The sequence below is a fragment of the Microcystis aeruginosa LEGE 91341 genome, assembly GCF_015206885.1.
GTDB classification, from domain to species: Bacteria; Cyanobacteriota; Cyanobacteriia; order Cyanobacteriales; family Microcystaceae; genus Microcystis; species Microcystis aeruginosa_H.
The window spans coordinates 1-13,486 of sequence record NZ_JADEXY010000022.1 but is presented as its reverse complement, the minus strand read 5'-3'; the positions used below and the strand labels follow the sequence as shown (position 1 = coordinate 13,486).

The window sequence follows — 13,486 nt, the reverse complement described above, 5'->3', positions numbered from 1 at the left end:
GAGGCAACGCCTTCAACAAACTCTATTGACTTCAATTAGTCGACCATCTTCCATGTGAAGGAGGCGGTCGGCAATATCTAAGATGCGATTGTCGTGAGTGACTAGCAAAATAGTACATTGTTGTTCTCTGACGAGACGCTGCATTAGGCAGACAATATCTCGACCTGTCTTGCTGTCCAAAGCCGCTGTTGGTTCGTCAGCCAAAATTAATTTGGGGTGATGAACCAAGGCACGGGCGATCGCTACCCTTTGTTTCTGTCCCCCTGAGAGGTTCTCAGGATAGTAGTTTATTCTTTCTTCTAGGCCAACTTCTTTAAGTATTACTTTTGCTCGCTCATCAGTCTGCTGTTTATCTAGATTGTCATCGAGTTCAATAGACATTTGAACATTTTGCTGAACCGTTAGGAAAGGTAATAAATTATGTGCTTGAAAAATATAGCCAAGCTGGCGACGAACTTCTACCAGTTGTTGTTCACTGGACCCTTTTAATTCTTTGCCTAGGTTTTTTATGCTTCCTTTTTGGACTGAACGTAATCCTCCAATTAAAGATAGCAATGTACTCTTTCCTGACCCTGATAGTCCACTCATGATCACGATTTCTCCTTGGGATAATTCGAGATTAATATCAAACAAAACCTGTTTAATTAAATTACCTTTTCCGAAGTGATGATTGAGATTTTTAATAGCAATTGGCTTCATCTGTTCTCCTAAAATATTTACTTAAAAATGTCAGCTGGATCTGCATCTTTGAGTTTTCCGACGGCAGTTATTCCTGACAAAAAACACATAGTAACAGTTAAAGAAAAGACAAATAAAGAGCGGCTTATCGTCATTTGAATTGGCAATAAAGTTGCCTGTTGAATAAATTGGTATTGAATCAGGGAAATCAAAAAACCAGGAATATATCCCAAAATAGCAATCAATAAAGCTTGTTGCAAAACCATCGACAAGAGATAGCGGTGTCGGTACCCGATCGCTTTTAGGGTGGCGTATTCAGATAAGTGTTCAGCAACATTTGTGTAGAGAATTTGATAGACAACGATGCTACCAACAATAATACCCAAGGTAGCAGACAGATTAAAAGTAAAGCCAATTGGCGTACTAATTTGCCAATAATTTTTCTCGAAGTCAATTAGTTCTTGTTTGCTTAATATTTTGACATCTTGTGGTAAGTATTTTTTGAGATTATCTAAAAATTTATTTAGATTAGTTCCTGGTTTTAAGCGGATCAACCCAATATTAACAAACCTTTGATTTCGATTAGCAAAAATTCTCAAAAAGTTCAAATCGCTAACAATTAAATTGCCATCTGCACCAAAAGAAGTTCCCAGTTTAAACAAACCGGCTACTTGAATTTTCCGATTATTTCCCTCTTTACCAACTTCTGTGACCACCCTGCCATTTTTCTGAAAATCAGTAACAATTGGTCCAAATTCAGACCGAGAATCTGCATCAAATAGAACCTGGTCTGGAAGTTTTAATTGCTCCTGATTTTCTGCCACACCTGGCAAATCTAAGATGGAATGCCTCAAGTCAAAACCAATAACAAATATATTGCGCCAATAATTGCGAGTTTTCGGATTTTTCCACTGAGCAAAACTTAAATAAATCGGACTGACTAATTCCACTTCATCAAAAGCCGATGCTTGGAGCAAACGGCGTTCGGGAAAGGTTTCCATACCAATTAGTGAAGTGGTACGAGGACTAATCAAAAAACAGTCTCCCCGGAGAGCTTTGTGAAGCCGGACAGCACTGTCAAACAAACTATCTCGAATCCCCAATTGCATGAAGATAATTACAACCGCAAAAATAACCCCCGAGAGAGCTACCAGCAACCTCGTTTTTTGGTAGCGTAATTGTAACCAAGCTGTTGGTAATTTCCAGTTAAAATTTTTCATTTTTCCGTCATCTTAAAGACTGCTAATTTATGGCTAAGTTATTCACAGATACTGTTCATGATTTTAAAAGGTAGTTTTGCTCGTATCGATTACGACATTGACTTGTAAATTAGTCAAGTCGGCGACTTGCTTACTAGAAGAGGGGTCAAGACGAATTTTGACTTCCACCACTCTTGCATCTACATCAGCAACTGGATCGGTTCCCAAGACATCTTTTTTGCCAATTTGTAAGCCAATCTCAGCCACAGTTCCCCGCAATTCTCTAATAACTCCATCCCTAGTTATTTTCGCTATCTGTCCTATTTTTACCTGGCTGACATCGGTTTCATAAACTTCAGTGTTGACGTACATTTGGCTGGTTTGACCGAGGTCGAGAATGCCTTGATCGCTAATCAATTCTCCCGGCCAGGTCCAAATTTTGAGAATTTGTCCCGCTTTCGGAGCTTTGACCAAGGCTAAATCTAAATCAGCCTTGGCTTTTTTTACAGCACTTTGAGCCGCCATCAATTCCGATTGGGCAACTTGAACGTCTACGAGGCGGACTTCAGCTACTGAATCGAGGGTCGCTTGGTTTTCCTTGATTTTTTTATCGAGAGTTGTCACCGTGCGCTGAAGATTAGCTTGATATTCATCAATTTTCGCTGTTAGAGTGGTGACAATTCGATTTAAATTAGCCTTGGCTTCTCGCAGACTTTCTTGGCTAGTTTTAGCCATCAGGCAAAAGCGATCTCGATCTTGCTCTGAGACAGCACCCTCCTGGGATAGAGTCTGGTAACGCTGACAATCTTTTTGTGCATTTTGGAACTCGGCTTTAAGGCGCTCAATAGTAGCGTATTGAGCAGTTTTTTCTCCTTGCCATTGAGCCATCAAACTGACGATGGCCGCTTTTTGCGTGATAATTTGACCTTCTAGCTCTGCCCGGGCTTCTTTAGATCTAGCATCTTGGGCAATAATATCTCCTTGTTTGGCTCCAGCCATCACCTGGTCTAGGCGGGATTGGGCAATGCGAACCTGGTCTTTCGCCTGTTGCAGTGAAGCTTCCAGCTTATCCCAACTGTCGAGTACCACTAGAACTTGGCCTGCTTTCACCCATTCTCCCCGTTGCACTAACAGTTTGTCGATGCGGGAGCCTTCTACCAAAGCGGGAGCAGAAATCTTGATTGCCTCTCCTGCTGGTTCCACATAGCCTAAGGCCGCCACTGCTTTCGGCTTTGTCGGAACGGATGAAACATCTGAAGAAGATATTGTATCCGAAAATTGATAGCGCCAAATTACATAAGTCGCCACCGCCCCACTCGCTATAGTACCAAGGCCGAGACAGGTAATGAGAAGCCGGTTATTGAGTTTAACAAAAAGTTGGGATTTCATTTGTAAGGTAAATTCTCAAAAAGTTCTGTTAAAGAAGCTATGACCAGGCTAAGCTGTTGTGCATTTAAATTTGGTCTATGGGGATAAAAGAACAGATAACAGTAAGGGCTATCTGATCTACCGCTCAGTGGAGGGCTTTCTCAACTTTTTCTTCGCTTTGTGTTACCACACTTGTCTTTCCATTAGACCAGATTTACTCCCCAATAGCAACCCCTACACGACCTTAATTTTTCTTCGGTACAACTTCTGGCAGACTAGCTTTGGCTCTCAGAGTGCAGCAGGTAGTGTTTTTGTGGTCAGCTACTTGACACCCGACTCCTGAACCGCTATGCTAAACCAGGAACGGGCAGTCTTTTTGTGGTTAGCTAATTGACACCTCCCCCTGCAACGGTTACATAAAGAGGTAGCAGTTAATGAATGTTAGTGAAAATCTAGTGTCTGTATCACCAAAAGTTTATGATGTCGTTGTTATGGGGGCGGGATTTGCCGGTGTCTGTCAAGCAAGACATCTTTTACTCAAGGTTCCCAATCTTCAAATTGCTTTAATCGATCACCGCTCCTTAGAGCGGTCAGATAAAGACCTAAAAGTAGGAGAATCAACGGTCGAAATTAGCTCGATGTTTATGTACAAAGAGTTAGGGCTTTACGAATACCTCATTGAACATCATTGTCCTAAGCATGGACTCAGTTTTCATTGGCCAAAAAATCAATCTCAAACCGAAAGTTGTGAAGATTACTTTCATATCTGGACAGCCAGTCCACCTCCTTTGGAAAGCTTTCAGATTAATCGAGCTAAATTTGAGCAAGATGTTCTGAAAATGAATTTAGAAATGGGAGCAGAATTTTATCATGGTCGTGTTGCTGATGTAAATTTAACTGTTCAAGATGAGTTGCATACTGTTAAAGTTAAACTAGCTAAAGAAACAGTTGAACTGAAAGCTAAACATCTTATTGATGCAGCTGGTCGTTCTTTTATTCTTGGCAAGAAAACAGATAATTTAATGTTTGACCCTGAGCAACTTTATGGAATTAATACCGGCTCTTCATGGCTGCGGGTTAAAAACATAGATCGGACAATTCTTGACGATGGATATGACCCTGCTAATAGTGCTGCTAGTCGCTATTATACAACGAATCATTTTTTTGGTCATGGGCATTGGATATGGATGCTTCCAATTGAAAGGAATGAAAGAGAATTATCGATCGGGATTGTTTATCATAAAAATATTATTCCGACTTCTGAAATCAATAAAATCAATAAATTTCAAGCCTTTTTAAAGGCTAATCATAATTTGGTTTACAACATTATCGAAAGTGGTGAGACAGTTGATTTCCATAATTTGCCCAGATTAGCTCATATGAGTAAAAAAATAATCTCTCAAGACAACTGGTATATTTTAGGTGATGCTGCTCATATGTTTGATCCCTTTTATTCTTCTGGGTTAGTTTTGACTGCTTTGAGTATTGAAAGTGTCACTGAAGCAATTCGTTCCAAGCTAGCTCAAGAACCAGACGCTCGGCAAAAACAAGCTGACTTTAATCAGTTTTTATTGACGAATGCTAGAACCTATAATTTCTTTTGTCAAAAGCATGAGAAACACTTAGGAAATGCTTCTGTCATGAGTTGGAGAACTTATAGTGAAAATATGTTATGGTTTGGTGTTTTATTGCCGATGTATGTGGGTAAGTGGTTTCTCAACTCAGAATTTATCAGTCATTTTGTGAAAATAGCCAACTTTTTATTTTTTGCTCAAAATAGTTTTTTTAATAATTTGCATAGACACTTTGATGAGTTAGTTGATGATCAAGTTCATATTGGCTTAATGGATTTTACCCGCAATGATCAACTGTTATTTGGTTATCGAACCAGTAAAGAGTTTGATCATTATTTAGGAAATACTAAGTTTGAACCCCTACGGTGTAATGTTTTTGCAGGAATGAAAGCAACTATGTTTTACCTGAGCCTCTATTATCTTAAATTTCGTTTTAAAAGCTATGGAATCTTAGGAATGTTATCTCCTCGCTCTCTTTTCTACGTTTTTCAACTCCTGTCTTTATCTGCTTACCTGGCCATGGGAGAACAAATTTATCTATTTAAGACCCGTCACCTTCCCGATAATACCTTCGTTGAAAAAATGAAAAAAGATTTTAAAAATTATAAGTATGAGCCTAAGCTACAACCTTGGGGAGAAAAGGCACAAGCTTGAAAGAAAACTTGAGTTTTTAAGCACTCTTAAGGTACAGTTAACCTAAACTTAAAAGGAAGGTAAAAAAAAGATGAATTTTGCTCAAATGGACATTGCCCCCTCAAAAATTTGTCAAGAACAAGTTTATGATGTTGTCATCATGGGAGCCGGGTTTGCTGGTATTTGCCAAGCTAGACACTTGCTATTAAATATTCCAAACCTTAAAGTTGCGCTGATTGATCCTCGCTCTCTTGAAAGGTCGGTCAAAGATTTAAAAATAGGGGAATCAACGGTTGAAATCACCGCTATTTTTCTGTTTAAAGAACTTGGACTTTATGAATATATGATTGAGAACCACGCACCCAAGTACGGACTCAGTTTTCATTGGCCAAAAAATCCAGAAAAAACGAAAACGCCTGATGACTATTTTCATATTTGGATGAACCGTTCTCCCAGTATTGATAGCTTTCATATCAATCGAGCTAAATTTGAACAAGATGTCTTACAAATGAACCGAGAGATGGGGGCAAAATTTTATAATGGTCGTGTTGTCGATGTAGAACTAACTCCCAAAGATGAGTTACATACTGTCAAAGTTAAACTCGATCAAGGAGAAATAGAACTAAAAGCAAAACACCTGATAGATACGGCTGGTCGGCGCTTTATCATTGGCAAAAAAACGGATAATTTAATTTTCGATCCTGAGCAACTTTATGGAATCAATACTGGCTCTTCGTGGCTGCGCGTCAAAAATGTAGATCGTAGCATTTACTATGATAACTATCGGCCTTCAAATGGTGGTGCTAGCCGTTACTACACAACGAATCATTGGTTTGGCCATGGTCATTGGATATGGATGCTTCCTATTGACAGAAATGAAAAAGAATTATCTATTGGAGTTGTTTACCATAAAAACATTATTCCTCTCAATCAAATCAATACTTTAGATAAATTCACCAGTTTTCTAGAGGCCAATCAAACCATTGTTTTTAATATTATTAAAAGTGGTGAGATAGTTGATTTTCATCATCTACCGAGACTCGCTCATAATAGTAAAAAAATTATTTCTGAGGATAACTGGTATGTTTTGGGGGATGCTGCTCAAATGTTCGATCCTTTATATTCTCCAGGTTTAGTATTAGCAGTTTTAGGTATTGAATCTACTACAGAAGTTATTCGTGCGAAGCTAAACAATGATGCTGACGCTCCACAAAAACAAGAGATGTACAATAAATTTTTAGTCACCAATTCTCGTTCTTACAATCAAGTTTATCGTCATCATGAAAAACATCTGGGCAATGCCAGTGTAATGAGTTGGCGAATTTATCTTGAGAATATGGTCTGGTTTGGAGTTTTAATTCCTATGTTTGTCGGCAAGTGGTTTTTAGATTTTGACTTTATCCAGAAATATTTAGCCATTGGTGATATTTTTTTCTTTAGTAAGAAGAGCTTTTTTTCACAGATGTATGAGGAGTTTGATCAATTAGTTGAACGTAAAATTAACATTGGAATGATGGATTATAGTCGCATTGATCAATTAATGTGGGGTTACGGTCCTCTAAAACACGCTGATGATTATCTTGAAAGCGAAAAATATGAGCCAAAACGTTGCAATGTTTATGCTGGCATGAAAACAGCTCTATTTTTTATGGCCATGTTCTATATTAAACTTAGATTTAAAGCTTACGGCGTTTTAGGAGTGTTAGCTCCCCGTTGTTCTTGGCGAATCATGCAACTTTTATTCTTCTGCTTAATGGCAACAATTGGCGAGAAAATCTATTTGTTTAATTATCGTAATGTTCCTGATAATACGATGATTGAAAAAACGAAAGAAGAGTTTCAAGCTTATCAACATCAACCTAAGTTAAATCCTTGGCATAAGCAAATAAGTGTTTAGTCTTCTTTAGATTTTTCAAGAAAACTTTTAGTAAAAAAAGGAAAAAGATTCATGAATAAAACTCAACAGCAAGTTTATGATGTTCTTATTATGGGAGCCGGTTTTGCGGGAATTTGTCAAGCGAGGCACTTGTTATTAAACCTCCCTAACATTAAAGTTGCAATTATTGATCCTCGGAATCCAGAAAGGTCAATTAAAGATATGAAAATTGGCGAATCAACTGTAGAAATTAGTTCAATGTTTATGTGTAAAGAGTTAGCTCTCCATGAATATTTACTGGAGAATCACGCACCTAAGTATGGACTAAACTATCACTGGCCTAAAAATCAAGCTCAGACCAAGAGCGTCAATGATTATTATCATATGGGTTTTAATCGTACCCCTTTAATTGATAGTTTTCATATTAATCGAGCTAAATTTGAGCAGGATGTTCTCCAAATGACTCAGGAGATGGGGGCAACTTTCTATAATGGCCGTGTTATCGATGTAGAATTAACTCCTTGTGATCAATTACATACGGTAACCGTAAAACTCGATCAAGCATCTATCGAGTTAAAAACTAAGCACGTTATTGATGCAGCTGGCCGTCGTTTTATTATTGGGAAAAAACTTAATAATGTAATTTTAGACTCTGAAGAGATGACTGGTATTAATACGGGTTCTGCTTGGCTTCGAGTTAAGAACATTGATCTCAATATTTTTGATAATATTTACAATAAAATTAACGGTACAGCTAGTAGTTACTATAGTACCAAACACTTTTTTGGAACTGGACACTGGATTTGGGTTCTCCCAATTGATACCAAACAAAAAGAAATATCTATCGGCTTGGTACACCATAAAAATTCTATTGCAGCCAACCAAATCAATACCTTAGAAAAATTAAAAAGTTTTTTTAAAGCTAACCACGAAATTGTTTATAATCTTATCGAGAGTGGGCAATGTATTGATTTTAATTATCTTCCTCGCTTGGCTCATAATAGCAAGCAACATCTTTCCCAAGATAACTGGTATGTTATTGGTGATGCTGCTCAAATGTTTGACCCATTATACTCTCCTGGGTTAGTCGTAACAGCACTGGGAATTGAATGTGTGACTGAAGTAATTCGAGCTAAATTAGCCAAAGAACCTGAAGCTGAGAAGAAGCAAGATATGTATAATAAGTTTATGGTGGCGACAGCTACTTCATATAGTCGGCTCTACCAAAATCACGAAAAACATTTAGGTCATGCTAGTGTAATGAGTTGGCGGATTTATATGGAAAATATGTTTTGGTTTGGTAACTTAGTGCCTATGTATATTGGTAAATGGTTTCTGGATTTCCACTTTATCAATGAACATATCAAAGCAATTGAATTTTTGGCTGGTCCCCAAAATAGTCTTTTTTCTGATTTGCATCAACAATTTGATCAATTGGTGGAGTGTGATGCCAATTTAGGAATTATGGATTTTGCTCGAACTGATCAATTACTTTGGGGTTATGGACCTAGCAAATATTTTGATAATTTTTTAGAAAATTCAAGGCTTGACCCTCATCAATGCAATGTGCTTCTTTGTTTAAAAAATACATTTTTCTTTTTGGCTGTTTTTTATTTAAAGCTTCGTTTTAAAGGGTTTGGAATTTGGGGGGGATTTGCTCCTAAAACATGGATACGAGTTACACAATTATTAAGTTATTCTTTTTACATTGCTATTGGTGAAAAAATTTATCGGTTTAAAGTTCGTCAATTAAACCATAAAACTTTTATTAAAAAGATGCGCCAAGAGTTTAAGACCTATCAATATCAACCTAAATTACACCCTTGGAATTAACGAACTATAGTAAGCTGTTAAGCATCTAAATTAGTCTATGGGGGGGATAAGGGAACAGGGAACGGGAAACTGTAAATGCGTCTTAGCTTATCTCTCCCTTATCTCCTGTTCATCATTCATAATTCATGATTTTCTAGCAGGATTTTTGAGAGTTTACCGCGTTAATTGGGAACGGATGGCTTCACGCCAAGTTTCAAAAATCGGCTGTTCAACTAATACTGATTCATCGGGATCAATCTTTATTTCTTTGGCAATATGTAAAGTTAATTGTCCAACTTCTTCAGTTGACATATTACAGAGAATAGAACAAGCCAAATCGTTATGTTCAACGATATGATCAGCCGTTAAACGACACTTAGCAGCTAGAGCAGAGCCTAATGCCAAATAAGAAACGTGAGACTTTGCTGATTCTTTTAAAAACTCGATCTGTTTTTGATTCACTCCTCCAGCATAGGTACAAGCTAAACCTATTCCATTCCAAAGGTCAGCATGACGAGAGTCAGGAAAATTTTGTAATTGATCAACAATTCGCATTACATCTGCATCGTGCATGAACCAAAACCAACGACCTAGCCCACGATCAAATGCTCTTAAAAAATAACCATCAAGGCCATAAGTGACTTGGTGGATGACACATTTTTTCCATTCAAAAATTCCACGACAGAAGGCAAAACCATCCATAGCCCACCAACGATAGAAAGGAGGCATTTGCGATAAAGTTTTATGAATATTTTTATGGAGTAGGGCAATACTAAAACCAGCACCTACATGGATTAGTTCTGGATATTGAGCGGCAGGTCCTTCCAAAAATTCTTGAAGTCGTGAACGCTTACCCAAAGCGGTGTAGTCAATCATTGCTAAACCCATGCCAGCACCTTCGTAAGCAAATCCCCGTAGGTTACGATTGTATCCATCTAGTTCGCTGATGAGTAACGGAGAAAAACCAAATTCAAGAGCTTTATTATAGCCACCAAGAAACCCAAAAGCTGACTTTTTTACTTGCTGTCTGCCGAGTGTTTCAGGTTCAGGAAAATCTGTATTCCATTTTTTATTAAATAATTCAACGGAGCGACCCATTAAGAGTCGGCGTAATAATCCTCTGGAAATTTGAAACATTTTATTTTCCTATTGGTTATTTGGTTAAACAAGGTTTAGGACGGGTAACTAATTGAGTTCCTAAGGTATCAGTAAAGGTAGTCTCATCTTTATAGTGGATAGGGGTTTGTAACATTAAGCGCCATGCTTCTTGTATCGGAATAAGGTTAAGCTTCTCGGGAAATTTTTCTATTAAAAGCTGCTGCACAAGCGGATAGTAATCTGAGTTTATTGTCGGAAAAACATGATGTTCCGTATGATAAGAAAAGTTAACATGAAGATAATCAACAATCCGAGGAACGCGAACCGAGAGTGTAGTCATTAGACAATCATCAGTTTCCGACATAGGACAAAGCATATGATGGGTGTAAAGGTAAGACATAATCCCAGTATAACCAATCCATATTGGTAAAAAATAACCGAGTAAAAGTTTTACAGGATGAAATTGTAAAAAAATAATAATACTCAGATGGATTATAAAAATAATTAGTAGTTCAATTGTAATAACCTTTCGTTCTTTGGGATAGACTTTAAAGGGAGCTGGTCCATACCCCAATAATTCATCATTAGATAAAATAACAGAGATAAGATTGCGAAAAATATAGATACCCCAGACATTACACGTTCCTAAAACTAAACTCAATGTTTTGATTTCTGAAGACGGAACAAACCACTCCTGAAGTAATTTTCCCCAACTATTAGGTTGCTCGAACAAATAACGGCGATCAGGGTCCTTAAGGCTATTAGTGTTTTGGTGATGTTGACGATTGTGAAGTGCATTCCAAAAAGTAGGAGGTAGCCAGGTCATCATAAAACCTAATTGATTCACAATTTGTCTTAAAAATCGGTTTTTGATGGTTTTACAGTGCGTGAGTTCATGAGTAATAAACATCAAAGCCATGATACTATTGCCCATAATTAAAGCTAAGGGAACAAATAACCATAGAAAATACCAAGGCCATCGATCAAGGTAGGACGCAGTTCCCCAACCTAGTAGCAGAATGGCAACATTAATCCCTAAAATAAAGACCTTATTAAGGTCAGGAACAAAAGCCTCATCAGGAAGTAGGGGACGCAAGATTTTGGCGTACTCTCCCTGTTTCATCAGTGAGTTAAGATTAACGTTATTTTTCACGAACTAAACTCCATTCGCTTTGCCAGAGAGGAATTTTGCAGAACTGCCCCATTTTTCCTCAAAATTGTATTGTAGCGGCGTGATGTTATAATGTCAAGCGTGCTACTTGTTCAGTCTTGCGGGCTACTTGTTGGGGACAAGACAATTTAACCTACTCGTCCATGCCCTTGTTGGGTTCACGCCGAAGGTGCGATGCGGCACTTGTCATACCTAGATCATGCCTCCTGAGTCGGTAGGCTGGCACAAGCGGACTGAGTAACCTGGTTGACTGCGGCTGCAGTTTCCGTCTCCATTACTCGTGCGACTAAAAACTGGCAGGTTTGATCGACGTAGCTAGTGATCGCCGCTTAAAAATGGCAAAAAAGAGATATAATTGGGCTGAGATGTCTGTAAGCGTTCACGGAGGCTACGAAGTTAGTGATGAAATCAGAAACCTTTATGGTTCAAAGCAATCACCATATTCAACAGGTAATAACTTGTGGTATCATAGATCAGTTGTTTGCTAATCTTCCTATTAGTGTTGTCTTCTTCTATAAAGAAAGTGTTGAGTCGAATATATTAACAGATTCGTTAAAAATAGTGTTAAGTGATTTTTCCATTTTTGCAGGGAGATTGAAAAAAATAAACAACAATTTATGTATAGATGCTAACAATCAAGGAATAATTTTCTTAATTACTAAAGATGACTCTTCATTAGATCATGTTATTGAGGACCTTCCAAAAATCAAGAAAGAAAGGCTTGTTAATCTAATTAATCCCCAAAAAGTAATATCTAACCAAAGCCCTGTAATGACTATAAAACTGACCTATTTTGCTTGTGGAGGAATGAGTCTTGGGATTTCCTGGCATCATTCTATTGGCGATATGCACACATTTATGCAACTGATGAAAGCTTGGTCAAATTCAGTAAATGGGAAAAAATATGCTGCGCCACTAATTGTTGAAGAAAGAGATTTGTATCTCCAAGAAAAATTAAAAGACAATAACAACACTATTCCTAGTGTTAGATATTTAAGCATTAAAGAATTGTTTAAATTAATATTTTACATATTTTCTTCTGGACAAAATAAGTTTTTATTACAATTTTATTTTTCAAAAAATGAATTAAATAATATGAAACAAGCATTTTTAGAAAATACCAAAAAAAGTTTGTCTATAAATGATGCATTGTGCGCGCATCTGTCTAGTATAATCTCCGAAGTCGATCAGTATCATAAAGAAAGATACCTGTCAATAATAATTAACTATAGATCCCGAATAGAATTACCAGAAAATCTTTTGGGAAACTTTATTTCAACGATTAATGTTGCTGCGGCTAGTGATACAGTTAATGTTTTCCAAATAGCTAAAGATTTAAGAGAATCAATTAATAATTTTCAAGAATTAAATATGAATTTTTTCTCTACCCAAAAATATATTGAAGAAAAAGGAGGCACAAAAAAAATCAACAGGTTTGTTAGCGAAGGAATTAATCCACTCAAAAGAACATTATTTATTACTAGCTGGGTCAACTTTGGCATTTATGATATAATATTTGATCAGTCAAAGCCATTCTATTTTAGTTATTTTGGAGAGCCTCCTTTTCCTTGGATATCAGCAATGACTGAGGAATTTTCCAATAATGGTGGATTAATTTATTCTGCCTATCTACCTAGTAAATTGGCCAAAAATTTAAAACAAAATGAGAATTTACAAAGAATCCATAAATATCGCGATCAAAAAGAAGTCATGCCAGAATTAGTCAGAAAATTAGAATGGCTTTACTAAAACATCATTACCCACCCTGAAAAGTATTTTCGGCTCTTCCGAACTTGTCATGTAAAATCAAATAAAAAACAGACAATTATTGCTGACCAATAAAAATAATATAGCGGTAAGCGCTTGAGTGAGATACAAACCAAGCTTTGCCTAGCATGGTTTATAGCTCGTGACACTGTACCTCATACGACTGCACACCGCTATAAGAGGGACCAAATTATCTTGCTGGGCGATTTAGTCCAAGAAAAGAACGATGCCACCTTAGACGAGTTAAGAAAACAAATCGAGGAAAAAACACAGACGGTGGTGAGCAACTCAACAATCAGTCGAATTTTAA

The 13,486-nt window shown here is 37.2% G+C and carries 9 protein-coding genes; 4 read left to right on the top strand and 5 right to left on the bottom strand.

Features of this window, described 5'->3' with window-relative positions:
* Positions 1 to 12: 12 nt before the first annotated feature.
* The 3 genes from IQ234_RS05450 to IQ234_RS05440 form a co-directional block, all read right to left on the bottom strand.
* Positions 13 to 699, bottom strand: a complete 687-nt coding sequence (locus tag IQ234_RS05450; RefSeq protein WP_193956332.1) for a DevA family ABC transporter ATP-binding protein — start codon at positions 697 to 699, stop codon at positions 13 to 15.
* Between the two features lie 17 nt (positions 700 to 716).
* Positions 717 to 1,898, bottom strand: a complete 1,182-nt coding sequence (devC, locus tag IQ234_RS05445) for an ABC transporter permease DevC (RefSeq protein ID WP_193956331.1) — start codon at positions 1,896 to 1,898, stop codon at positions 717 to 719.
* 63 nt (positions 1,899 to 1,961) lie between these two features.
* The gene (locus tag IQ234_RS05440) at positions 1,962 to 3,266 is read right to left on the bottom strand and encodes an ABC exporter membrane fusion protein (protein WP_193956330.1); all 1,305 of its coding nucleotides are present in this window, start codon (positions 3,264 to 3,266) and stop codon (positions 1,962 to 1,964) included.
* Positions 3,267 to 3,679: 413 nt separating this feature from the next.
* Between IQ234_RS05440 and IQ234_RS05435 the strand changes: the two genes are divergently transcribed.
* From IQ234_RS05435 to IQ234_RS05425, 3 genes are all read left to right on the top strand, one after another.
* Positions 3,680 to 5,473, top strand: coding sequence for an NAD(P)/FAD-dependent oxidoreductase (locus IQ234_RS05435; RefSeq protein WP_193956329.1), 1,794 nt, complete (start codon positions 3,680 to 3,682; stop codon positions 5,471 to 5,473).
* Between the two features lie 70 nt (positions 5,474 to 5,543).
* Complete coding sequence (locus tag IQ234_RS05430) at positions 5,544 to 7,349, top strand: NAD(P)/FAD-dependent oxidoreductase (RefSeq protein ID WP_193956328.1); 1,806 nt, start codon at positions 5,544 to 5,546, stop codon at positions 7,347 to 7,349.
* A gap of 51 nt (positions 7,350 to 7,400) precedes the next feature.
* Entirely contained in the window at positions 7,401 to 9,161 is a 1,761-nt protein-coding gene (locus IQ234_RS05425; RefSeq protein WP_193956327.1) for an NAD(P)/FAD-dependent oxidoreductase, read from the top strand.
* Between the two features lie 153 nt (positions 9,162 to 9,314).
* Here IQ234_RS05425 and IQ234_RS05420 read toward each other — a convergent pair whose 3' ends face one another.
* Together IQ234_RS05420 and IQ234_RS05415 are read right to left on the bottom strand one after the other, a co-directional pair.
* Positions 9,315 to 10,277, bottom strand: a complete 963-nt coding sequence (locus IQ234_RS05420; protein WP_193956326.1) for a DUF1702 family protein — start codon at positions 10,275 to 10,277, stop codon at positions 9,315 to 9,317.
* Between the two features lie 16 nt (positions 10,278 to 10,293).
* The gene (locus IQ234_RS05415) at positions 10,294 to 11,391 is read right to left on the bottom strand and encodes a fatty acid desaturase family protein (protein WP_193956325.1); all 1,098 of its coding nucleotides are present in this window, start codon (positions 11,389 to 11,391) and stop codon (positions 10,294 to 10,296) included.
* A gap of 420 nt (positions 11,392 to 11,811) precedes the next feature.
* Here IQ234_RS05415 and IQ234_RS05410 point away from each other — a divergent pair, with 420 nt between their 5' ends.
* Entirely contained in the window at positions 11,812 to 13,158 is a 1,347-nt protein-coding gene (locus tag IQ234_RS05410) for an acyltransferase (protein WP_193956324.1), read from the top strand.
* Positions 13,159 to 13,486 lie beyond the last annotated feature (328 nt).

What these genes read in the sequence shown, in the direction of transcription:
- IQ234_RS05430 (WP_193956328.1), top strand. Translation starts at nt 5,544, where the DNA reads ATGAATTTTGCTCAAATGGACATTGCCCCCTCAAAAATTTGTCAAGAA.
- IQ234_RS05435 (WP_193956329.1), top strand. Translation starts at nt 3,680, where the DNA reads ATGAATGTTAGTGAAAATCTAGTGTCTGTATCACCAAAAGTTTATGAT.
- IQ234_RS05420 (WP_193956326.1), bottom strand. Translation starts at nt 10,277, where the DNA reads ATGTTTCAAATTTCCAGAGGATTATTACGCCGACTCTTAATGGGTCGC.
- IQ234_RS05440 (WP_193956330.1), bottom strand. Translation starts at nt 3,266, where the DNA reads ATGAAATCCCAACTTTTTGTTAAACTCAATAACCGGCTTCTCATTACC.
- IQ234_RS05425 (WP_193956327.1), top strand. Translation starts at nt 7,401, where the DNA reads ATGAATAAAACTCAACAGCAAGTTTATGATGTTCTTATTATGGGAGCC.
- devC (WP_193956331.1), bottom strand. Translation starts at nt 1,898, where the DNA reads ATGAAAAATTTTAACTGGAAATTACCAACAGCTTGGTTACAATTACGC.
- IQ234_RS05450 (WP_193956332.1), bottom strand. Translation starts at nt 699, where the DNA reads ATGAAGCCAATTGCTATTAAAAATCTCAATCATCACTTCGGAAAAGGT.
- IQ234_RS05410 (WP_193956324.1), top strand. Translation starts at nt 11,812, where the DNA reads ATGAAATCAGAAACCTTTATGGTTCAAAGCAATCACCATATTCAACAG.